The following is a 22,073-nucleotide window of genomic DNA, read 5'->3' as shown; positions in this document are numbered from 1 at the left end:
GCGCACACCGTTTGGTGCGCGCCCCTCACGCACGCCGGACCGGCCTCCGGCTGCTCAGGCCGTCGCCGGGGAGGCGTCCTGACGCCGGGACAGGGCGTCGGAAGCCTTGGCGGTCGCGTAGAGCGAGACGGCCAGGGCGGCGACCAGGGCGGCCCCGGCGGCGAAGACGCTGCCGGAGGAGACAGCCTTGGCGCTGCCGGCCTCCGTGCGGGCGGAGCCGGCGAGGAAGGGCATGACCACGAGGACGGCGAGGCCGAGGGCGACCTCACCCCAGACGACCTTGGGGAAGTGGCGCAGCGTCAGGTGCAGGAGCGTGGCGGTGTCGTCGGCACGGCGAGCCCGGACGATCCGGGGCATGAGCCAGAACTGGTTGACGGCGCCGGCGGCCACCAGGCCGACGACCAGCAGGATTTTGACGAGCAGGGCGATGCCGTACCCCGTGGTCCAGAGCTGGGAGATGCCGCCGACGTGCTTCCAGCTGAGCCACAGCCCGGAGACGGTGACGGCACCGACGCAGATCATCGCGACGAGGCTGAAGCGGCGCCACAGGTCGGCCCAGAGCAGGCCGGCGCCGTCGCCGAGACGGCCTCGGGTGCCGACGAGGGCGACCAGGGCGGCGAGGCCGCCGAGCCAGACCGTGCCGGAGACGATGTGGGTCTGGTCGAAGGCGAGGTCGAGCCAGCGGTCGAGGTCGGCGGGGGCCGTGGTCGGGACGGCGGCGATCAGGCTCACGGCGAGGGAGAGCGGCAGCGCGGTGAGGGCGATCGCGTCCGTGTGGCGCCGGGCGGCCGGTATGAACAGTGCCATCAGGGCGGCGGCCGTCACGGCGAGGACGGCGTTCTGGACGAGGTGGACGGTGCCCTGGGCGATCCAGGCGTCCTTGGCGGCGGGCGCCCGCAGGTAGTCCCGGATCGCGCCGGGGGCGAGGGCGTCGCCGAACGGCATGCCCTTGCCGGCGCGGGCGACGCGGGCGGCCAGCTGGAAGTAGCCGGCGACCAGCAGCGCCACACCCGCCCCAGCCAGGAAGGTGGCCGACCTGCTGCGCAGCACCGTGGCGTCCCGGGTGTCGGTACCGGCGGCGCGCAGGGCGGGGCGGACGGTCGTCGCGTAGGTGACGGTGGCACCGATGGAGCCGCTGAGGCCGATGAAGTAGCCGGTCTTGGTCAGGATCCGCCAGACCGGGGGCATGGTGTATCCGACCGTGTTCGCGGCCGACAGCAGATGGTTCATAAGGTAAGGCTAGCCTAAATAAGGAAGCTGTTCGATACCCCGTGCGGAGGTGCGGGTGGGGGAGCGGCGGCGCAGGCTGGAGAAGGAGCGTGACGGCCCGGCCGGACGGGGCGGGCCAGTGGTTCGGGAGGTGACGGCTCCGATGGGCAGACTGGAAGAACAGATCGAGATCGACGTGCCGGCCGAGCAGGTGTGGGACCAACTGCACCGGATCGACGAGTATCCGCGCTTCGTGGACGGCGTGCGCAGCGCGCTCGCGGAGCGCGACAACCGGGCGCACTTCGACGTCGGCATCGGCGGCGAGCAGCGCGGTTTCGACACCCAACTCACCGACAGCGGCGGGCAGGTGCTGGCGTGGGAGACGACCGGCGGCAGCCCGGAGCTGAAGGGCGCCTTCGCCGTGCGGGCGTTGGACAGCGCTCACTGCGAGTTGCAGGCACGGCTGGAGTACGACGCGGACGAACTGCGGGCGGCCTTCGGCGGCCCGAAGGGCTTCGCCCAGGTGCGGGCCGTCGAGCAGGCGGTGCGGACGGATCTGGAGCAGTTCAAGGACCTGGTGGAGCACAGGTAGACCGGGGAAACGGGCGCGCGGAGTGGGAAGTCGGCCGGTCCGACTTCCCGCTCCGCGCGGTCAGTGACGCTGCTCGGGTAGAGGCTCATCGACTCCGGGCGCAGGGCTGTGCACACTGCTGAGGACCTGTCGGCCCTTCTCGTCGAGGAAGCGGGTGAGCGCGTGTTGGGCGACGCCGAACAGCGCCGCCCAGGCCAGGATCTGCCCCTGGGTCGACAGTTTGTCGAGGCCGGGGATCAGGCCGCCACGGATCAGCATCAGGCCGATCACCGCCGACACCGCCCCGGCGGGGAGCTTGAGCAGGGACAGGGCCAGCGGAATGGCGAACGGTGTCCCGCCGCTGTTCAGTCGGCGCAGCGCCACCGCGGTGGTCAGCGCGGCGGCGGCCAGGCCGCACAGCTCGACGAGCGGGATGTCCCACTGGCTCGGTTGGGCCTCCTGAGCCGTGCTGCTGGGCGCCGAGGGGCCGGGTGCGGCCGTCGCCGTGACCGTGGGGTTCGGAGTCGAACTCGCGCCCGGGCTCGCGCCGGGGCTTGGGCTGGGGCTCGCGCCGGGGCTCGCGCTCGGGGACACCGTGCTGCTGGCGGCGCACGCGGTGGGATTCGGATCAGGGAAGCAGAGTTCCAGTGTGGACGGATGGTTCCACCCGAGCCACGCCAGGCCGGCGGCCACACCGAAGAGCACGAGGGTGCCCGCGTGGACGACGGCGCGGAAGCTGCGTGCGCGGGTCTTCTCCACCGAGTTCGCCGCGAACGCACCCTGGAGGGCGTGGATCGCGATGTGGCGACTGCCGGCCTCCAGGGGCTGCAACTTCTGCGGCGCCGGGGGCGGATCGAGCCGCTCTTCGAGGGCCACCCGCCGGGGGTCGTCCGAGCGCAGGTGAAGACGGGCGAACTCCAGGACCTCCGGCCCCCAGCCGACCAGCTCCTCGTCGTCGGCCAACGTCAGCAGGACGATCACAGCCGCCTGGAGGTTGGTCCAGGCGCGTTCCGATGCCGCCCCGGTGAGGTTCGTACGCGTGTTGGCCGCCGCGTCGCGGGCCGCTGCCAGATTCCTCCTGGCCCCGTCCAGGAGCGCGGAGCGGGCTTCGTCGTGAGGCCTCTGCTCCAAGGCCTCCAGCCGGGCGCTCGCCTGGGTGACCCGCGCGAGCACGGACTGCCGCCAGCTGGCGGCCTTGAACCTGCCTGCCGGGTCAGGGAGGTCGCTGGACGCAGTTCCCCGGCGGGGCAGTCGGTCCGGCGGCCACCTCCGGAACAGTCGTGCACGATCGGACATGGTGCCCACCATGTCAGCCGGCTGGCCGGGTCGCAGAGCGGGTGCCATCGCCCGGGTGAGCACCGCCGGTGCCGTCAATCCGCGACCGCCTCGAGACTCACCCGTTCAGCGGGCGTCTTCAGTACGGTCAGTGAGTGGTCACCCGTGCAGAATCGCGCCAAGTGATCGTCTGCCGGAAAGGCCAAGAGCCGTGATCCTTCGATCCGTTCGTCGCAACCAGTCGCTGACGAAGCTGTGGCAGCGCTTCGCGTCCGTCTGCTCGGTCGGGGTGGCGGTGGGTGGTATCACCGCGACCTGTCTGACCGCACCGGCGGTGGCCGGTGCGGCGAGTACGCGGGTGACGCCGGGACACTCCACCGCCCGGCTGGTCATCGACGGCAGCAGCGTGACCTGGAGCGGCAACACCGTCGGCTGGTCCAGTGGTGACCTCCACCTCCATGTCCGGCTGTACTGGAACGGCGCCTTGCAGGACGACCGGGACCAGGACTGCTTCGGCACCACCTACTGCAGCACCCCCACGATGACCCGGAACTGGCTCTGCGCCGGCCGCTGGACGGTCAAGGCGTGGGCGGAGGGCCCCGGCGGATCGTCCAACGTCGACGTCAAGGAAGAGGTCGTCGGCGACGGCCTGGATCCTGCGCGGACGAAGCGCGCGCTCTGCGCGCAGCCCATCTGAGGCGGGCCGGCTCTCAGGTGAGGCGGAGATCGCGCAGCTCGGCTCCGCGTGCCGGGTGTCCGCCGACCGATGCCTGCCAGGCGACCACCACGCCGGTGTCCGCGTCCACCGTGAGGCGGTAGCCGTCGGAGCCGAGGACGACCAAGTCGCCGAGTTCGAACGAGGCGTCCTCCCAACGGGGGAGATCCGCTCCCGGGTCCGGCAGGGCGCCGGCGTATTCGATGAGCGCCCGGCCGCCGGTCCGCGCCGGCCGGGCGGTGGGGCGCAGCCCGAGCAGCTCGACGACGTCCGGGGGGCGCAGCATGGTCGCCAGTCCGTCCGTCCCGATCGACTGGCCTTCCCTGGCGTCGCCCGAGTGGGCCCGGCCCCGCGACCGGGCCCACCAGCGCGTGCCGTCCACGCGGATCTCCTCGCGGCCGTCGTCAACTCCCGTACGCTCCACGGCGGTCATCCGTAGCCGCCAGGGCTCGGCCGAGGCCTCGAAGCGCCAGAGCACCGAGGTGCGTTCGGGCGCCGCAGGCTCCGCCGCATCAGGTGCGTCCCCGGCTGCCCACGCGCGCCGGCCCTCCTCCAACAGGGCGTCGTAGCGCCAGCTCCGGAGGAGCCCGTTGGCCTGCCGCCACGGCGTGGCGGGCGCCGGCCGGGGTTGGTCCGGGGTTTCGCGACGGCTCATGCCGGAACGGTAGAACGTGGGGCCCGGTGCGGCGGGCCCCCACGCCGGGCCCGGGCTACAGGTCGTGCGGCATCTGCCAGCCCTGGGCGAGGCGGGAGGGGTGGATGTTCTCGCCGCCGCCGAAGAACTCACAGAACTTCATGATCAGCGGGTCCCACCCGACCGGATCCACGTAGTGGGTGCCGGGGATGACCAACTCCTCCTCGACGTGGGCGCGGAGCACCTCCAGTTGGAAGGCGGTGGCGAAGCCCTTCTCGCCGTTCGCGTCGGTGCCCAGCGGGTGTGCGTCGACGAGCCGGCACTCCAGTTGGACCGGGCATTCGGCGGCGCGCGGCGGGGAGACCAACTCGGAGGGCTGCTCCGTGAGTTCGGCGAGCTTGAACTTCTCGGGTTCGTAGCGGTAGCCCTGCTTCTGCCGGTACTCCCGGATCTCCGGGCTGCCGGTGGTGAGCGCGATCCGGTCGACGACGTCCACCATCGCCGAGGACGGCAGGTTGAGCACGCACTCGCGTTCGCGCAGCAGGTTCTGCGTCGTCCGGGCGCTGCCGCCCATGCCGATCATGCAGTACTGGCCCAGCCACCACGCGGACGAGATCGGGGCGAGGTTGGCGCTTCCGTCCTCGTTGCGGGTGCTGACGAGCACCACCGGGGTGCCGAAGTAGAGGACCTTGAGGCCGGGGGCGACGTGCACGGGTGTCCGCCTTTCGTTCAGGATGCGTCAGTGAGTCTTGTCCGGTGCCCCCGGCACTGCTGGCGGGTATCGGACCTCGCGTTGGGGCATCGAGAGAAGGAGGCCGTCCATGGCGGCAGTTCACGAATCCGTACTGGACGCGATCGGCGGGACGCCGCTGTTCCGCCTGGCCCGCCTCGGCGCCGGGATCGCCGCGCCGATCTACGCCAAGGCGGAGTTCCTCAACATCGGCGGCAGCGTGAAGGACCGGGCCGCGCTGTCGATGGTGCTGGCCGCCGAGCGGGACGGGCTGCTGCGCCCCGGCGGGACGATCGTCGAGGCGACCTCCGGCAACACCGGCATCGGGCTGACCATCGCGGGCCGGCAGCGCGGGTACCGGGTGATCGCCGGGGTGTCCGACCGTTCGGCCGCCGAGAAGTCGGACATCCTGCGGGCGTACGGCGCCGAGGTGGTGACCGCGCCGACCAACGTGCCGCAGGAGGACCCGCGCCACCTGTTCAACCTCGTCCGGCGGCTCGCGGAGGAGATCCCCGGCGCCTGGCTGGCCAACCAGTACGACAACCCGGCCAACCCGGATGCCCACATCCGGACCACCGGCCCGGAGGTCTGGGAGCAGACCGGCGGCCGGGTGACGCACTTCGTCGCGGGCGTCGGTACGGGTGGGACGATCACCGGCACCGGGAGCTACCTGAAGGAGGTCTCGGGTGGTGCGGTGACCGTGGTCGGGGCGGACCCGCTCTCCTCGCAGTACGGGGGCGGCGACGGCAGCCCCTGGTACGTCGAGAGCATCGGGCACTTCCACCACCCCGAGACCGTCGAGGACCGCTGGCCGCAGGCGTACCGGTCGGAGGTGGTGGACGCCTTCGAGCGGATCCCGGACCGGGAGGCACTGTTGACGGCACGTCAACTCGCCAGGGAGGAAGGCATTCTGGCCGGACCCTCCTCGGGTGCGGCGGTGGCGGCGGCGCTGCGGGTGGCGCGGCGGCTCGGGCCGGACGACCTGGTCGTGGTGCTGCTGCCGGACTCGGGGCGCTCCTACCTGTCCAAGGTGCACAGCGATGACTGGATGCGGCAGTGGGGGTTCCTGGAGTCCTCGGACGGCCTCCGGCCGCTGATCGACGACGCCGGGCCGCTGGTGACGGTCACCGCCGACGCGACGGTGGGTGCGGCGCTGGAGGCGCTGGGTGCGGCGCCGGGCGGGGTGGCGCCGGTGGTGCTCGCGCGGACGGCGTGGCCGTACGGGGTGAGCGCGACGGAGGTGGTCGGCTCGGTGTCGCGGGAGGCGCTGGCGGCGGCGCTCGCGGACGGCGGTGCCAAGCCCGACGATCCGGTGGGCGCGCTGCTCGGGCCGACGCTGCCGACGGTGGGGGTCGGGCAGTCGCCGGCCGAGGCGCGGGCGGAGCTGGGGGAGGGGCACCCGGGCGTGCTGGTACTGGTCGACGGACGGGCGGTCGCGCTGCTGGACCGGGCGCAGCTGGCGGGCTGAGCGGGCCCCGATTCAAGGGCCGGCGTCCTCGTGACGGACAGGCCCTAGCCGGCCGGCGGGGCCAGGATCGCCGTGATCACCCGGTCGAGTGAGCGGTCGAAGGCGGTGTCCGGATCGGCGGGCGGTCCGGACGTCGCGAACGCCTGGGCCAGGTGCGGGTATTCGCCGCTCATCGCCGCCTTGGTCAGGTAACCGACCAGCTCCGCCTGCCACTTGGCGCCCGCGGCGGCCGTCTGCTCGTACTGGGCGTACTGGCAGACGAAGCCGTTGAACATCGCCATCGCCTCCATCCGCGCCCCGCCGTCGAGGCCGGTGGGGGCGGTGACGGCGAGGAAGTGGTCGGTGTAGCGCAGGGCGTTGGGGCCGATGCCGGGGCGGGCGATGACCAGGGCGGGCAGCCAGGGGTGGCGGCGGCAGAGGGCGAGCTGCTGGTGGCCGAGGTGGCGCAGGTCGGCGCGCGGGTCGCCGGTGGGGGCGAGGGCGGCGAGGTCGTACTCGCCGGCGGCCGCGTCGAGCATCAGGTCGAGCAGGTGCTCCTTCTTCGGCACGTAGTTGTAGAGCGACATGGTGCCTGCTCCGAGGGCGGCCGCGACCCGGCGCATGGAGACGGCGTCCAGGCCCTCCGCGTCGGCGATCTCGACGGCCGCCGCCGCGATGGTGGTCCGGCTGTGGGCCGGGCGGGGGCCGCGGCCGGTGCGCTCGGGGCGCAGCCAGATCAGCTCGGGTGCCTCGGGGGGCGCGGGCTTGGCGCTGCTGGGGGTCTTGCTGGACGGCACGGAAGATCACCTCGGTCTCCCATCTTAGATACGTACGGCGTACCTAGTAGCATGGGCTCACGCTTCTACGTACGCTGTACCTAGAGAGAGGGCAGAGCCATGTCCGATGCCAACCGGCCCTACGCCAACCGGCCCGATGCCGACCGGCCCGCCATCGAGATGGTGGGCGTGGCCAAACGCTTCGGCGCCACCGAGGCCCTGCGCGGCCTCGACCTCACCGTCCCCGTCGGCACCGTCTGCGGCCTGCTCGGCCCCAACGGCGCCGGCAAGACCACCGCCGTGCGGGTTCTCGCCACCCTGGTCGCCCCTGACCGGGGCACCGCCCGGGTCGCCGGACACGACGTGCTGCGCGAGGCCGAAGCCGTCCGACGCTCCATCGGCCTCGCCGGGCAGCACGCCGCCGTCGACGAGGGCATCACCGGGCGCGACAACCTCCACCTGCTCGGCCGGCTCCACCGCCTGGGCGGCCGCCGGGCCCGGGCGCGCGCCGACGAACTGCTGGAACGCTTCGGGCTGGCCGAGGCCGGCGGCCGCCTCGTCCGCACCTACTCCGGCGGCATGCGTCGGCGCCTCGACCTGATCGCCAGCCTCGTCACCAGCCCGCCCGTGCTCTTCCTGGACGAGCCCACCACCGGGCTCGACCCGCGCAGCCGTCAGGAAATCTGGGACACCGTACGGGAGTTGGCCGAGGGTGGCACCACCGTGCTGCTCACCACCCAGTACCTGGAGGAGGCCGATCGGCTCGCCGACGAGATCGTCGTCGTCGACCACGGCGCCGCCATCGCCACCGGGCCGCCGGACCGGCTCAAGGCGGCGATCGGCAGCCAGGTGTCCGTCACGCTCGCCGAGCCGGGCCAACTCGCCGCCACCGCCGTGGTGTTGTCCGCGCTGTCCGGCGGCGACGTGCGGGTGGACGTCCCCGAGCGGACCGTCACGGCGCTGACGCAGCCCGGGAGGTCCGTCCTCCTGCCCCTGCTGGTACGGGAGTTGGAGTCGGCCGGGGTGGTGGCCGAGGACGCCGCGGTGCGGGCGCCCTCGCTGGACGACGTGTTCCTCGCGCTGACCGCCACCGAGGGGAGGGCCGCCTGATGGCCACCACGTACTCCGTCGCGTCTCCCGCCACGTCTCCCGTCGCGGTCCCGTCCGCAGCCGCGCGGCTGGTCGCCGACAGCTGGACCTCGATGCTGCGCATCCTGCTCAATTACCGGCACTCGCCGGGCCTGTTGGCCGCCTCGCTGGGCGTGCCGGTGGTCATGGTGGTGGTCTTCGGGTACGTCTTCGGCAGCGCCATCCAGGTGCCTGGCGGGGGCGACTACCGGGAGTTCCTGATGCCCGGGCTGTTCGCCATGGTCGCCACCAACGGCATCATGCCCACCATGGTCGGCGCCGCCCGCGACCTCGGGCGCGGCGTCACCGACCGGCTGCGCTCGATGCCGGTCTCCCGGACCGGACTGCTGCTCGGGCAGAACCTCGCCGACCTGCTGGTCAGCGTCGTCGTGCTGGCGCTGCTCGCGCTCGTCGGGCTCGCCGCCGGCTGGCGGGTCCGGCACGGACTCGCCGACGCGGCGGGCGGGTTCGCGCTGCTGCTGCTCTTCCGGTTCGTGATGACCTGGGTCGGGACCTGCCTCGGCCTCGCCGTCGGCAAGGAGGAGGCCGCCGGCCAACTCGCCGTCGCCGTCTTCCCGGTGGCGATGGTGACCAACGCCTACGTGCCCACCGGCGGCATGCCCGGCTGGCTGCGGACCGTCGCCGACTGGAACCCGGTCAGCTCCGTGGTCCAGGCCTGCCGGGAACTCTTCGGCAACCCCTCGGCCCCGGGCGACGCCTGGCCGATGCAGCACGCCGGGCTCGCCGCGCTGCTCTGGAGCGGGGTGCTGCTGGCGCTCTGCGTGCCGCTCGCCGTACGGAAGTTCGGCACGCACGGGCGGTGAGGCGACCGCCCGGTCGGCTCGTCCGGTGGAATGTGCTGGACACCGCCGCCGGTGCGGCCGAAGGTGGACGCCATGGAGTTCACCCACCTCGGCCGCACCGGCCTGACCGTCTCCCGACTGTGCCTGGGCACCATGAACTTCGGCCCGCACACCGAGGAGTCCGAGGCCCACCGCATCATGGACACCGCCCACGAGCGGGGCGTCAACTTCTTCGACACCGCCAACGCCTACGGCCGCGACAGCGAAGGCAACCTCAAGGGTCGCACCGAGGAGATCATCGGCCGCTGGTTCGCCCAGGGCGGCGGGCGGCGCGAGCGCACCGTCCTCGCCACCAAGGCCTACGCCCCGATGGGCGACTGGCCAAACGAGGGCCGGCTCTCCGCCCTCGCCATCCGCAGAGCCGTCGAGGCCAGCCTGCGGCGCCTCCGGACCGACCACATCGACCTCTACCAGATGCACCACATCGACCGGGACACGCCCTGGGAGGAGATCTGGCAGGCGATGGAGCTCCTGGTCGCCCAGGGCAAGATCATCTACGTCGGCTCCAGCAACTTCGCCGGCTGGCACATCGCCCAGGCCCAGGAGGCCGCCCGCGCCCGGCACTTCCTCGGGCTGGTCAGCGAACAGTCGCTGTACAACCTGCTCGACCGCACCGTCGAACTGGAGGTCATTCCCGCGCTCCAGCACTACGGCCTCGGGCTGCTGCCCTGGTCCCCGCTGCGCAGCGGGCTGCTCGGCGGCGTCCTGCGGAAGGAGCGGGAGGGGACCAGGGTGCGGGGCGCGCTGGGGCACGCCGGTGAAATCCTGGAGACCCACCGCGACCGGATCCAGGCCTACGAGGACTTCGCCGCCGAACTCGGCGCCGACCCCGCCGACCTCGCCCTCGCCTGGCTGCTCAGCCGCCCCGCCGTCACCGCCCCCATCATCGGCCCGCGCACCCTCGCCCACCTCGACGGCGCTCTCGGCGCCCTCGACCTGCACCTGGACCAGAAGACCCTCGACCGCCTCGACGAGATCTTCCCCGGCCACCAGCCCGCCCCGGAGGACTACGCCTGGTAGGCGGTTCCGCACCTGGTGGGGCGGTTCCGCACCCTCGAAGTCCTGGTGCCGGGGCTTCGAGGGTGGGTGTCCCCGTCCGGCGCCCGTGGTGGCGGCCGGGAACGGAGTGTCGTGACCCGGCGGCCGCCGCGGCGTGAGAGCGTCGGGGGATGGCGGAGAGGGCTGTGGTGCACGAGGTGCCGTACTACGCGCAGTGGGAGTCGGCGGAGCTCGTGCGGGCGATCATCGAGGGTGAGGTCGACGCGGCCGAGGACCCGCGGTGGGGGCAGTCCGGTGCCGCCACCCCGGAGGAGTACGCGTGGTGGTCGTGGCGGCTGTGCGGGGTGGCCTGCCTGCGGATGGCGCTGGACCACTGGTGGGGCCTGGCGCCGCGGGCGCTGACCCTGGCTGGGGAGTGCGTGGCGGCGGGCGCGTACGTGCGGGAGGGCGACGGCCTGCGCGGGCTGATCCACACGCCGTTCGCCGCCTACGCCCGGCAGCGGTGGGGACTGGCCGCGGAGGCGCGGGAGTTGGCACCGCAGGAGATCGCCGGCGAGGTGGTCGACGGCCGGCTGGTGATGCTGTCGGTGCACCCGTCGATCCGGCACCCGGCCGGTCCGGAGCCGGTGCGGCGGGGCGGGCACCTGGTGCTGGCGGTGGGGGCCACGGACACGGCGCTGGTGATCCACAACCCGTCCGGGTTCCCGGGCGAGTCGCAGGCCTTCGCGCACGTGCCGTGGCCGTCCTTCGGGCCCTTCTACGCCGGGCGGGGGATCGTCCTCGGCCCGCCGGCGGCGCAGTAGCGGGTGGAGCCGTACGGGCGCGTTCGCCGGGTCGCGCCCTACGGGTGGTCGGTGGGCAGGCCCATCGGGTTGACCGGGATGGCGGCGCGACAGAGCGCCGAGATCGGCTTCAACGCCGCGGCCAGCCGGTCGAGTTCGGCGCGCGGGTAGTTCTCCCACACCCGGGCCGCGGCCAGGTCGGTGGCCGCCTCCAGCCCCTGGTGCCGGATCCGGCCGAGCTCGGTGATCGCGCCCTCCGCGGTCAGCCAGCCCCGCTCGACCAGGCGCGCCGCGGCCGCCTCCCACTCCTCGTCCGTCCAGCCGCGCATCGGCTGGAGCACCTCGCGCCGCATGTCCATCGCACAGCGGACCACCAGGGCCTCGCAGCCGTCCAGCCCGGCCGTGACCAGGGCCGCCACGTGCCCGTCGCCGCGGTGCTCGCGCATCACCGTGGCGGCCTGCCAGAGCCTCTCGTACAGGCCGTCGGGGCGGGGGAGCACGGCGTTGGCGGCGGCCAGCACCCGGCCGCCGCAGTCCAGCCGCCCGGCGGCCTGCTCCAGCGCGTCCGTGGCCAGCTCGACCTGCGCCGGGTCCACGTGCTCCAGCAGCCGGGCCAGCGAGGCCGAGGCGCCCTTCAGCCGGGCGGCCAGCACCTCCTCCGGGCTCGCGTGCGTCCACACCTCGGGCAGCGCGCGCTCGACCGTCGCCGGCGCGAAGTTGAAGAACGCGGCGATCACCGGCGGGGCGTCCACGGCGCCCAACGGCGCCGAGCGGCTCGCGAAGTAGCCGCGCCAGGGGCCGCGCAGCCCGGCCGCCTCGTAGGCGTCGAGGCCCTCGGGCACGAAGTAGGTGACGGCGTGCACCGGCTCGAAGAGCCACCACAACGCGCGGGCGGGGTGGACGAGATCAGCCATCGGAACACCTTCCTCGGAGCGAGCGGACAGCTCGGCTGGACGGGGGCGGCCCGGTCCCGCGCCGACGGATCGGCTGCGCGGGCCGCTCAGGTGCTGATGACCACGCCGCCGGGCGGAGTAACCCTCCCGCCGGTGTGATGAGGGTCACGCACGGGCCGCGGGGTGCGCCGGGCCGGGCGGCGGCGCGAGATGATGGGGCGAGGTGCCCGCTCCCGGGGCGCCCCCGTCCTCCTGTGAAGGTATTCGGTAATGGCGCAGATCAACCCCAGCATCCTGTCCGCGGACTTCGCCCGGCTCGCCGAGGAGGCCGAGGCCGTCAGGGGCTCGGACTGGCTGCACGTCGACGTGATGGACAACCACTTCGTGCCCAACCTGACCCTGGGCGTACCGATCGTCGAGTCGCTGGCCCGGGCCACCGACACCCCGCTCGACTGCCACCTGATGATCGAGGACCCGGACCGCTGGGCCCCCCAGTACGTCGAGGCCGGCGCGGGCTCCGTCACCTTCCACGTCGAGGCGGCCGCCGCGCCCGTCCGGCTGGCCCGCGAGATCCGCGCCAAGGGCGCGCGGGCCTCGATGGCGCTCAAGCCGGGCACGCCGATCGAGCCGTACGAGGACCTGCTGCCCGAGCTCGACATGCTGCTGATCATGACCGTCGAGCCCGGCTTCGGCGGCCAGGCGTTCCTGGACATCATGCTGCCGAAGATCCGCCGCACCCGGGAGCTGATCGACAAGCACGGCCTGGAACTGTGGCTCCAGGTCGACGGCGGCGTCTCCGCGAGCACCATCGAGCGCTGCGCCGAGGCCGGGGCGGACGTGTTCGTCGCCGGTTCCGCGGTGTACGGCGCGCAGGACCCGGCCGGGGCCGTGCGCAGCCTGCGCGAGCTGGCGGCCAGGGCCACCGCCGACGCCTGGTGGGCCTGCGCGCACTGAATCACCCGCCGGATCCTCCGCCCCCCGGCGCGGGGTGGGGGATCCGAGGGCGGTTCCGGAGGATCATGGGCGACGACGGCCCGGACCCTCTCCGCACGGTGGTGGAACCGCAGATGAGCAACCTCGACCTCAAGCCCGCCCCGACCACCTGCGGCCGCGAGGCCGACACCGGCCCGGTGCACGACCTGATGACGGGCCGTCAAGTGCCGCTCGGCGAGAGCACGGTGGTCAACCGGCTGCTGCCCAACCTGGGCCGCCGGATGGTGGGCGCCTGGTGTTTCGTCGACCACTACGGCCCGGACGACATCGCCGACGAGCCCGGTATGCAGGTCCCGCCGCACCCGCACATGGGCCTCCAGACGGTCAGCTGGCTGCACCAGGGCGAGGTGCTGCACCGCGACAGCCTCGGCAGCCTGCAGACCGTCCGCCCGTACGAGCTGGGCCTGATGACCTCCGGCCGGGCCATCTCGCACTCCGAGGAATCCCCCCGCCCGCACGCCCGCTACCTGCACGGCGCCCAGCTCTGGGTCGCCCTCCCCGACGCCCACCGCAACGCCGCGCCCGCCTTCGAGCACCACGCCGACCTCCCCGTCGTCACCGCCCCCGGCCTGCGCGCCACCGTCATCCTCGGTGGCCTGGACGGCGCGAGTTCGCCCGGCACCACCTACACGCCCCTGGCCGGCGCCGACCTCGCCCTCACCGAGGGCGCCGACCTGAAGCTGCCGCTCGTCCCCGACTTCGAGTACGCCGTGCTCTCGATGTCGGGCAGCCTCGACGTCGACGGCGTCCGGGTGGAACCCGGCACCATGCTCTACCTCGGTTGCGGCCGCCCCGAACTCCCCCTACTCGCCCGCACCGACGCCGCCGTCCTCCTCCTCGGCGGCGCACCCTTCGAGGAGCGGATCGTCATGTGGTGGAACTTCATCGGCCGCTCCACCGAGGACATCGCCCGCGCCCGCGCGGACTGGATGACGGGAGACCGCTTCGGCACCGTCCACGGCTACGCCGGCGCCCGGTTGCCGGCACCGGCGCTCCCGGCCACCCCGCTGAAACCGCGGGGGCGGGAGCGCTGAGCCGGGCCTTTTGCGTCGTGGGCGGGCGGACGGGATGCCCGGGGGAGTGGTCAGGGCGGTGGTGGGGTGTCCGGGGGGCCGTTGCCCCGGGTCCAGGCCTCGTACGCGGCCACTGCCGTGGAGAGGGCGGGGAAGATCCGGTCGGCGCCGACGGACCCGCTCAGTCCGTACGCGTCGAGTTCGTCGCGCAGATCCTGTTTGACCCGGGCCAGGGCGAACACGATTCCGTGGGCGGTCAGTTCGAGCCGCAGGGCGTCCAGGGCATCCAGCGCGGTGATGTCCACCTCGACGTTCGCCTCGGTGTTGAGGACGAACCACCGTACCGGCTCGGGCTGTTCGGCCAGGGCGGCCAGGGCGCGGCGGCGGAGGTTCTCCGCGTTGGCGAAGAACAGCGGGGAGTCGTAGCGGTAGACCAGCAGGCCGGGGACGGTCCGTGCCTCGGGGTAGTCGTCGACGTCGTGCATCCCGGCCAGGCCGGGCACCAGGCCGAGCACGGCGTCGTGCGGTCGGGCGACCCGGCTGAGCAACTCGATCACCGACAGCCCGACCGCGACCAGCACGCCGTAGAGGATGTCCAGGGTCAGCACACCGAGCATGCAGCCGAGTGCCAGCAGCAGCTCGCGGCTCCGGAAGGAGGCCAGTCGGCGGAAGCCGGCGAGGTCGATCATCCGCAGCGCGGCGAACACCACCAGGGAGCCCAGCACGGCGTCCGGGGTGTCGTGCAGCAGCGGGCTGAGGAAGAGCAGCACGGCGACCACTCCGACGCCGGCCGTCAGCGCGTACAGCTGGCTGCGGCCGCCGGCCGACTCGGCGAGGGCGGTCCGGCTGGCGCTGCTGCTCACCGGGAAGCCCTGGAAGAAGCCGGCACCGAGGTTGACCGCACCGAGAGCCAGCAGTTCCTGGTTGGCATCCAGCCGTCGCTCCTCCCCGGCGCTCTCGAAGGCGCGGGCGGTGAGGATGAAGTCGGTGTAGCCGACCAGCAGGATGCCCAGAGCGGGCATCACCAGCCGGTTCAGCTGGGAGAGGTCCGGCCACGCGGGACGGGGCAACCCGGCCGGGATCTCGCCGATCACCGCGAGCCCGTGGTCCGAGAGCGAGAACGCCGCCGAGACCGCGGTGCCGAGCACGACGGCCAGCAGCGGGCCGGGCAGGCGCGGGAGGAAGCGGGCCACCAGGAGGAGGAAGAGCAGGGTCGCGGCGCTGAAGGCGACGGTCGGCAGGTCGGCCTCGGTGATGTTCGCCGCGAACGAGGTCAGCTGCGGGAAGAACCCCTCCCCCCGTACGTCGACCCCGGTGAGCTTGGACAGCTGGTCCACGATCATGATCAGTGCCACGCCGGCGAGGTAGCCGATCAGCACCGGCCGTGAGAGCAGGTCGGCGACGAAGCCGAGCCGGGCCAGCCACGCCAGCACGCACAGCAGACCGACCACCACGGCGAGGCTCGCGGCGAGGACGGCGTAGCGGCCGGTGTCGCCGCCGGCCAGCGGCCCGACCACGGTGGCGGTCATCAGCGCCGTGGTGGACTCCGGCCCGACCGACAGCAGGCGGGACGAGCCGACGAGGGCGTACAGCACGAGCGCGGGCAGGATGGCCCACAGTCCGGTGACCGGCGGCAGGCCGGCCACGCTCGCGTACGCCATGACCTGGGGCACGAGGTAGGCCACCACCGTCGCACCGGCCAGCAGGTCGCCCCGCAGCCAGTCACGCCGGTAGGCGCGGAGCACCGCGAGCCCCGGCAGGGCAGGCACGATGCGGCGCCACCCCGCGGGGGGATCACCGACAGACATGGATCTCCTTCCGTCGCGCGGCCGCGTGGTGCCGTGTGTCGCCGGGTGACGCGGTCCTCGGCGGTTCGGCCGGCCCCGGGACCTGAGCGCTCCGGGGCCCGTACGTGGAGGTCCGACAGCGGGGCACCGTCACGGGCGGGAGGCGGTCACAGCTGCGCCGCGGGCGTTCGGTGATCGGGAGGCCAGGAACTTGCCCAGCTCCCACAGCAGCAGGAGCGCGACGGCGGCCAGCAGTGCCCAGCCGAACTGTCGGGCGTCGAGGTCGGTGGTGCCGAGGATGCGGTGGAACGCGTCCATCTGGGTCACGAGCACCGCCAGGACGAACTCTCCGAGTGCCGCCAGGTTCATCTGCTTGCTGTCGAAGGTCCGGACGGTCAGCGCCGATCCACGCTCACTGCGGCACTCGTAGGCCGCCACGATCAGGCAGAGCGCGAAGGCGGTGAACGCGATCGAGTTGCCGATGGCGGCGCTGCCGTAGTGGGCCTGTCCGAGCTTGGTCAGACCGAGCAGGGCTGCCGCGACGGCCAGCCCGGCGAGTCCGACGGTGATCAGGACGGGCCTGGTCAGCACGGACTCCCCGCGGGGGCGGGGGGTGCGCCGCATCAGTCCGGGACTCTCCTGGTCGAACCCCAGGGCGAAGCCGAACGGGGCGTTGACGACGAAGTGGATCCACAGCACCTGCGGCGGGGTGAACGGCTCGCCGGCGGCGATGTCGAGGACGGCGGCTCCGAGGAAGGCCAGCACGAACGTCACCAGCAGCACCAGGACGAAGCGGATGTACTTGGTGAGGTTGTCGTAGAGCTTCCGGCCCTCCTCCACGGCGTGGACGATGGTGGCGAAGTTGTCGTCGGCGAGGACCATCCGGCTGGCGTTCTTCGCCACGTCGGTGCCGCTTCCCATGGCGATGCCGATGTCGGCGGCCTTGATGGCCGGGGCGTCGTTCACGCCGTCGCCGGTCATCGCGACCACGTCGCCCTTCTTCTTCAGCGTGTCTGCGAGCAGCACCTTGTGCTCGGGCGCGACGCGGCCGAGGACGCCGATGCCGTCGATCCGGGCCAGGCGCTCGTGCTCCGACAACGCCGCGAAGTCGGCTCCGAGGATGGCCTCGCCGTCGATGCCGAGCCGGCGGGCGATGGCGGCGCCGGTGGTGACGTCGTCCCCCGTCACCATGCGCACCCGGATGTGGGCGGCCTGCGCGCCGGCGACGGCGGCCTTCGACTCCTCACGTGGCGGGTCGACCATGCCCACCAGGCTGGTCATCCGCAGGTCGGTGACGAGGGCCAGCAGGTCGCCGTCCGGGTCGAAGTCCGCCGGGTCCAGGTCGCGGTAGGCGGCGGCCATCACCCGCAGGCCCTCGCCGCCCATCCGCTCGGTCTGGGCCTGGGCGCGGCCGCTGAGCTCCTCGTCCCAGGGGACGCTCACGCCGTCCGCGAGGGCGGTGGCGGCGCGGGCCGTCACGGCGGGGGCCGCGCCCTTGACGAAGCACCGCACCACCTGCCGGCCGGCCGCGTCCTTCGCCTCGTTGAAGCTGGCCATCAGCTTGTAGCCCGGATCGAACGGCAGGGTCGCGAGGCGGGGGAAGCGCTCCCGGGTGGCCTCGATGTCCAGTCCGGCCTTGTGGCCGAGGACGAGCAGGGCTCCCTCGGTCGGGTCGCCGACGACCTCGCCGTCGACCAGTTTCGCGTCGTTGGCGACGAGGTACGGCAGTACGGCGTCCTCGATGCCCGGGGCGGAGCCCGCGGCGTGGTGGATCCGCCCGTCGAGGCGGTAGCCGGTGCCGGAGACGGTGTAGCGGTCGGTGGGGCTCAGCACCTCCACCACCGTCATCTGGTTCATCGTCAGGGTGCCGGTCTTGTCCGAGTTGATGGCCGAGGTGAAGCCGAGCGTCTCGACGGACGGCAGTTCCTTCACGATCGCCTGCCGCTTGGCCAGGTTGAGGCTGCCGACGGAGAGGATGACCTGACTGACCGTGGGCAGCGCCTCCGGGATGGCCGCGATGGCCAGCGAGACCGCGCTGACGAACAACGCGTCCCATGCCTGGTCGCGGCTGCGGCCGAGCGCGAACATCACGACCATGGTCAGGCCGGCCGCCGCCGCGATCCACAGCGTCAGCGTGTTGAGCTCGCGGGTGAGCGGCGACTGCTCCTTCTCCGTCGTCGCCAGCATCCCGGAGATCTTGCCCAGTTCGGTCCCGGCGCCCGTCGCGGTGACGACGAGGAGTCCGCTGCCGTGGGTGACCGGGGTGTTCATGAACGCCATGTTCGTCTGGTCACCCGGGCCGAGCCGGTCGCCCGTCAGGGTGCCCGCGTCCTTCGCGGCCGGGACGCTCTCGCCGGTCAGCGCCGACTCGTCGATCTGTAGCGAGCTGGCCTCGACGATCCGTCCGTCCGCTGGGACCTCGTCGCCCGCCGACACGAGCACGACGTCGCCGACCACCAGTCGTTCGGCGGGGATCTCCGCCTCCGCACCGTCCCGTCGGACCCGTGCCGTCGCCTCCATCATCGACTTCAGCGCGTTCATCGCGCTCTCGGCCTTGCCCTCCTGCCGCAGGCCCACCAGCGCGTTGATCAGGGTGAGCACGAGGAGCAGGACCGCGGTCGTCCACTCCTTGATCGCCAACGAGACCACCGCCGAGGCCACCAGGATGATCTGCATGTAGCTGCGGTACTGGTCGAGGAAGCGCAGCCAGCCCGGCTTCTGCCGCTCCTCGGGGAGCGCGTTCGGGCCGTGGGCGGCCAGCAGCTCCGCCGCGCGGGCGGCGGTGAGCCCGATCGCCGGGTCGAGTCCGAGCCGGGCCGCGACCTCCTCGGGCGTCCGCGCGTACCAGGACTCCTGGGATTCCTGCGGTCCGGACCGGCCGGCCTGCTCCGCCATGTCACTCCTCGGGATCCGGGACGCTCCGCCGGAGCGTCAGACCGTCCGGTGCTTCGCCGCGTACGGGTCGCGCGCGGCGCCCCTGGGGGCCTGCTTCTCCAGCCGGTGCCTGGCGGCGAGGAGGTCCTTCCTGGCCTGCTCGTCGACCGTGGGGTACTGCGGATCGATCCCGATCAGGGTGTGCGCGAGCACCGCTGCCGCGCAGATGCGCGCGAACCACTTGCGGTCGGCCGGCACGACGTACCACGGCGCCCACGGTGTGCTCGTGGCCGACAGCATGTCGGAGAACGCCTCTTGGTAGTCGTCCCACCGCTCGCGTTCGCGGACATCGGCCGCGGAGAACTTCCAGTTCTTCTCCGGCAGGTCGATCCGCTTCAGGAAGCGGGTGCGCTGGGCCTCCTTGGAGAGGTTCAGGAAGATCTTCACCACCTTGATCCCGTTGTCGGTGAGGTAGCGCTCCCAGTCGTTGATCTCCCGGTAGCGGCGGTGCCAGACCCCCGGGCCCTTCGCTTCCTCGGGCAGCTTCTGCCGGTCGAGGTTCTCCGGATGGACCCGCACCACGAGGACCTCCTCGTAGTGCGACCGGTTGAAGATCCCGATCTCGCCGCGTGACGGGAGCCGCTGCGCGTACCGCCACAGGTAGTCGTGGTCGAGCTCCTCCGGGGACGGCACCTTGAAGCTGCTCACCCGGACGCCCTGCGGGTTCACCCCGCTCATGACGTGACGGATGGTCCCGTCCTTCCCGCCGGCGTCGAGGGCCTGGAGACAGAGCAACACACCGTAGGTGTCCTGAGCGGCCAGCCGCGCCTGGTACTCCGACAGCAGCGAGACACCGGTGTCCAACAGCTCCACACCCTCGCGCTTCTTCATGCCCGCCTTGTACCGGGGGTCGAAGTCCTCCGCGAGGTTCACCTGCGACCCCGGCTTCACCCGCAGCGGCTTGATGAACTTCGCAATGCGCTTGGCCGTCCGTCCGTCCGACATCGCCCGCACCAGCTTCCTCTCGGGTCCGGCGGTCACCGCGCGGCCCGCCGTGCCGCCCCACGCGCCCCACGCGCCCCACCCGCACCGACGTCGGCGTCGGCGACGCGGGCCGAACCGGGATCGACGAGCCCGGGAGAGCGTTACCTGCCACGCTGTGGCCCCCGGGTGTCGACGTCAATCAGACCGCGTCCTCCCGGGTGGCCCGGGTCGCCCTCCCGACGGGCGTGCCAGGTGTTCCGGACGGCCCAGGCCGACGAGCCGACGGCGTGCATCGGCACGAACCTTTCTGTACGAGGTGTCAGCTCATCGCGATTGCGGCGTAGGAGGATCCCATGAGCAGTGCGGACGTACCGGCGGACGATGCCGGGCGATCGGGCGCCGCCCGGGCCGCGGGCGCCGCCCGGGCAACGGTCGGATCGCAGAAGATCACCTGGCTCACGCTGGCGATGATGACGACCAGCTCGGTCGCGAGCCTGCGGGCGTCGCCCACCATGGCGGTGTACGGCCTCGCGTGCGTCTTCCTCTACCTGCTGCCGGCCGTCGTGTTCCTCATCCCCACCGCCCTGGTGTCGGCGGAGCTGGCCTCCGGGTGGAGCGGCGGAGTCTACAACTGGGTCGCCCAAGGCCTCTCGAAACCGCTCGGCTTCCTGGCCGTGTGGTGCCAGTTCGCCATGACGATCTTCTACTACCCCAGCCTGCTCGCCTACGTCGCCAGCACGATCGCGTACGTGATCGACCCGGACCTGGCCAGCAACGGCGTCTACACGGCGATCGTGATCGTGGTCGTGTACTGGACCGGCGTCTGGGTCTCCTCCCGAGGCACCAACGCCGTTGCGGGACTGGCCTCCTGGGGGCTGATCATCGGCACCCTGATCCCTGGCGCGCTGCTGGTCGTGCTGGGCATGGTCTTCCTCGGGCAGGGCAACCCCTCCGCCGCGCCGATGGACGCCTCCCACTTCTTCCCCCAGTGGACCGGCATCGCCAGCCTGGTGCTGATCGTCAACAACTTCCTCAGCTACTCCGGCATGGAGATGAACGCCGTCCACGTCAACAAGCTGCGCGACCCGGCCAAGGAGTTCCCGAAGTCGATGTTCCTGGCGATGGGCATGGTGCTGCTGATCTTCATCCTGCCGGCACTCGCCATCAGCTGGGTCATCCCCGCCGACCAGCTCTCCCTGACCGCCGGCGTCATGCAGGCCTTCGACGCCTTCTTCCAGTACTTCCACATCGGCTGGCTGGTCCCGATCGTCGCCGTCGGGCTGTGTGCTGCCTCGGTGGGCGGCATGCTCACCTGGCTCGCCGGGCCGTCCAAGGGCCTGCTGCTGATCTCCCGGCAGGAGGGCTACCTGCCGCCCTTCCTGCAGAAGCTCAACGCCCAGGGCATCCAGCAGAACATCCTGGTCACCCAGGGTCTCGTCACCACGGTCATCGCCCTGCTGTACGCACTGATCCCGGACGTGTCCAGCGTCTACTGGATCTTCTCCGTGATCACCACGCAGGTGTACCTGATCATGTACCTCCTCATGTTCCTCGCCGCCATCCAGCTGCGCCGCAAGCAGCCCGACCACCCGCGCGGCTACCGTGCACCGCTGCTCACCACGATCTGCGTCGTCGGGTTCATCGCCTCGGCGCTGGCCATGGCGATCGGCTTCGTCCCCTCCTCCCAGTTCGGCGGGAGCAGCGTCTGGGCCTACATCGCCATCGTCGGCGGCGGCCTGCTGCTGCTCGGCCTGGTCATCCCGTTCGCCTTCCTCAAGGCCCGCAAACCCGGCTGGCGCCAACCCGACGCCACCGACGCGCAGATGGAAGGGGGTGCGGCATGAGCCCCACCCGGATGGCGTCGGAGCACCGGTGGATCTACCTCGGCGCGATCGTGGTCCTGGTCGGTCTGGTGATCGCCGGACTGCTCACCTACACCCAGCAGCACGCCACCAACGAGGCCCACCGCAAGGCGAACCAGCTGAACGAGGCCCTCGTCGCCCAGGGGTTCGCATCCCGGAACACCGGCAACATCGCGGACACCCTCGGTACCGACGGTGGCGCGGTCTGCAACGACCCCGTCTCGGCCCTGAAGCATGGACTGTGGCTCGTCCAACTCGCCAACGGAGCGGGAGGACCGGGGATGCGCCCGGTCATCGCCGACCGGAAGGTCCTGGAAGCGGGCGCCGAAGTGGTCAAGGTGTACTGCCCCGAGAAGCTGACGGAGTACCAGAAAAAGATCGACGACCTCAAGACCTCGGACGTGATCAATGACTGAGCCCGGGCCGGCGAGCGACCCGACCGGCGGCCTCGCCGGCCGGGTGCGGCGCACGACGCCCCCGGCAGGACCGTCCGGGCGCGTCGGGGTCCAGCGACAGCGGCTTCTGTCCCTGCTCGACC

Annotated in this window: 20 protein-coding genes; 11 read left to right on the top strand and 9 right to left on the bottom strand. The window is 72.4% G+C overall.

All coding sequences use genetic code 11. The annotated features are described in order from the left end of the window. Positions 1–54: 54 nt before the first annotated feature. Positions 55–1,230, bottom strand: coding sequence for a CopD family protein (locus tag ABTY15_RS12710; RefSeq protein WP_350580921.1), 1,176 nt, complete (start codon positions 1,228–1,230; stop codon positions 55–57). A 142-nt stretch (positions 1,231–1,372) separates the two neighbouring features. Between ABTY15_RS12710 and ABTY15_RS12705 the strand changes: the two genes are divergently transcribed. Continuing rightward, entirely contained in the window at positions 1,373–1,801 is a 429-nt protein-coding gene (locus ABTY15_RS12705) for an SRPBCC family protein (RefSeq protein WP_350580918.1), read from the top strand. Positions 1,802–1,861: 60 nt separating this feature from the next. Here the strand turns inward: ABTY15_RS12705 and ABTY15_RS12700 are convergent, their stop codons facing one another. Further along, the gene (locus ABTY15_RS12700) at positions 1,862–2,911 is read right to left on the bottom strand and encodes a hypothetical protein (RefSeq protein WP_350580911.1); all 1,050 of its coding nucleotides are present in this window, start codon (positions 2,909–2,911) and stop codon (positions 1,862–1,864) included. Between the two features lie 355 nt (positions 2,912–3,266). On the opposite strand from ABTY15_RS12700, the gene ABTY15_RS12695 reads away from it, so the two are divergent. Then, positions 3,267–3,752 carry a hypothetical protein gene (locus tag ABTY15_RS12695; protein ID WP_350580909.1) on the top strand — a complete coding sequence of 162 codons (486 nt, stop codon included), beginning with the start codon at positions 3,267–3,269 and terminating at the stop codon, positions 3,750–3,752. 13 nt (positions 3,753–3,765) lie between these two features. Here ABTY15_RS12695 and ABTY15_RS12690 read toward each other — a convergent pair whose 3' ends face one another. Together ABTY15_RS12690 and ABTY15_RS12685 are read right to left on the bottom strand one after the other, a co-directional pair. Further along, positions 3,766–4,425 (bottom strand): hypothetical protein, encoded by a 660-nt coding sequence (locus ABTY15_RS12690; protein ID WP_350580907.1) that lies wholly within the window; start codon positions 4,423–4,425, stop codon positions 3,766–3,768. Positions 4,426–4,480: 55 nt separating this feature from the next. Beyond that, positions 4,481–5,116, bottom strand: coding sequence for a flavin reductase family protein (locus ABTY15_RS12685; RefSeq protein ID WP_350580904.1), 636 nt, complete (start codon positions 5,114–5,116; stop codon positions 4,481–4,483). 109 nt (positions 5,117–5,225) lie between these two features. On the opposite strand from ABTY15_RS12685, the gene ABTY15_RS12680 reads away from it, so the two are divergent. After that, positions 5,226–6,602, top strand: coding sequence for a PLP-dependent cysteine synthase family protein (locus ABTY15_RS12680; protein WP_350580902.1), 1,377 nt, complete (start codon positions 5,226–5,228; stop codon positions 6,600–6,602). Between the two features lie 44 nt (positions 6,603–6,646). On the opposite strand, the gene ABTY15_RS12675 is transcribed toward ABTY15_RS12680, so the two are convergent. Further along, positions 6,647–7,378, bottom strand: a complete 732-nt coding sequence (locus tag ABTY15_RS12675) for a TetR/AcrR family transcriptional regulator (protein WP_350580898.1) — start codon at positions 7,376–7,378, stop codon at positions 6,647–6,649. Between the two features lie 99 nt (positions 7,379–7,477). Between ABTY15_RS12675 and ABTY15_RS12670 the strand changes: the two genes are divergently transcribed. The 4 genes from ABTY15_RS12670 (at position 7,478) to ABTY15_RS12655 (ending at position 11,150) form a co-directional block, all read left to right on the top strand. Further along, complete coding sequence (locus tag ABTY15_RS12670) at positions 7,478–8,467, top strand: ATP-binding cassette domain-containing protein (RefSeq protein WP_502893484.1); 990 nt, start codon at positions 7,478–7,480, stop codon at positions 8,465–8,467. After that, on the top strand, positions 8,467–9,309 hold the full coding sequence (locus ABTY15_RS12665; protein ID WP_350580885.1) for an ABC transporter permease: 843 nt from the start codon (positions 8,467–8,469) through the stop codon (positions 9,307–9,309). The genes ABTY15_RS12670 and ABTY15_RS12665 overlap by 1 nt, the downstream gene beginning before the upstream one ends. Positions 9,310–9,381: 72 nt before the next feature. After that, positions 9,382–10,368: an aldo/keto reductase gene (locus ABTY15_RS12660; protein WP_350580882.1), complete on the top strand. Its 987-nt coding sequence runs from the start codon at positions 9,382–9,384 to the stop codon at positions 10,366–10,368. A gap of 149 nt (positions 10,369–10,517) precedes the next feature. After that, positions 10,518–11,150, top strand: coding sequence for a cysteine peptidase family C39 domain-containing protein (locus ABTY15_RS12655; RefSeq protein ID WP_350580880.1), 633 nt, complete (start codon positions 10,518–10,520; stop codon positions 11,148–11,150). 38 nt (positions 11,151–11,188) lie between these two features. Here the strand turns inward: ABTY15_RS12655 and ABTY15_RS12650 are convergent, their stop codons facing one another. Next, complete coding sequence (locus ABTY15_RS12650; protein WP_350580877.1) at positions 11,189–12,043, bottom strand: SCO6745 family protein; 855 nt, start codon at positions 12,041–12,043, stop codon at positions 11,189–11,191. A 249-nt stretch (positions 12,044–12,292) separates the two neighbouring features. Here ABTY15_RS12650 and rpe point away from each other — a divergent pair, with 249 nt between their 5' ends. Beyond that, the gene (gene rpe, locus ABTY15_RS12645) at positions 12,293–12,976 is read left to right on the top strand and encodes a ribulose-phosphate 3-epimerase (RefSeq protein WP_350580875.1); all 684 of its coding nucleotides are present in this window, start codon (positions 12,293–12,295) and stop codon (positions 12,974–12,976) included. Between the two features lie 113 nt (positions 12,977–13,089). Next, complete coding sequence (locus tag ABTY15_RS12640) at positions 13,090–14,049, top strand: pirin family protein (protein ID WP_350580872.1); 960 nt, start codon at positions 13,090–13,092, stop codon at positions 14,047–14,049. 50 nt (positions 14,050–14,099) lie between these two features. Here ABTY15_RS12640 and ABTY15_RS12635 read toward each other — a convergent pair whose 3' ends face one another. From ABTY15_RS12635 to ABTY15_RS12625, 3 genes are all read right to left on the bottom strand, one after another. Next, the gene (locus ABTY15_RS12635; protein WP_350580869.1) at positions 14,100–15,836 is read right to left on the bottom strand and encodes a SulP family inorganic anion transporter; all 1,737 of its coding nucleotides are present in this window, start codon (positions 15,834–15,836) and stop codon (positions 14,100–14,102) included. A 129-nt stretch (positions 15,837–15,965) separates the two neighbouring features. After that, complete coding sequence (locus ABTY15_RS12630; protein WP_350580866.1) at positions 15,966–18,710, bottom strand: cation-translocating P-type ATPase; 2,745 nt, start codon at positions 18,708–18,710, stop codon at positions 15,966–15,968. A gap of 36 nt (positions 18,711–18,746) precedes the next feature. Beyond that, the gene (locus ABTY15_RS12625; protein WP_350580863.1) at positions 18,747–19,694 is read right to left on the bottom strand and encodes a polyphosphate kinase 2 family protein; all 948 of its coding nucleotides are present in this window, start codon (positions 19,692–19,694) and stop codon (positions 18,747–18,749) included. Positions 19,695–20,026: 332 nt separating this feature from the next. Between ABTY15_RS12625 and gadC the strand changes: the two genes are divergently transcribed. Continuing rightward, positions 20,027–21,517 carry a glutamate/gamma-aminobutyrate antiporter GadC gene (gene gadC, locus ABTY15_RS12620; RefSeq protein WP_350580861.1) on the top strand — a complete coding sequence of 497 codons (1,491 nt, stop codon included), beginning with the start codon at positions 20,027–20,029 and terminating at the stop codon, positions 21,515–21,517. Then, the gene (locus ABTY15_RS12615; protein WP_350580855.1) at positions 21,514–21,951 is read left to right on the top strand and encodes a hypothetical protein; all 438 of its coding nucleotides are present in this window, start codon (positions 21,514–21,516) and stop codon (positions 21,949–21,951) included. The genes gadC and ABTY15_RS12615 overlap by 4 nt, the downstream gene beginning before the upstream one ends. The last annotated feature ends 122 nt before the right edge of the window (positions 21,952–22,073 follow it).

Origin of the sequence: Kitasatospora sp. NPDC097643 (assembly GCF_040302625.1) — a bacterium.
In the GTDB taxonomy this organism is placed as follows: domain Bacteria; phylum Actinomycetota; class Actinomycetes; order Streptomycetales; family Streptomycetaceae; genus Kitasatospora.
Note: the sequence above shows the minus strand (reverse complement) of the source record. Positions and strands in the feature narration are given on the sequence as shown.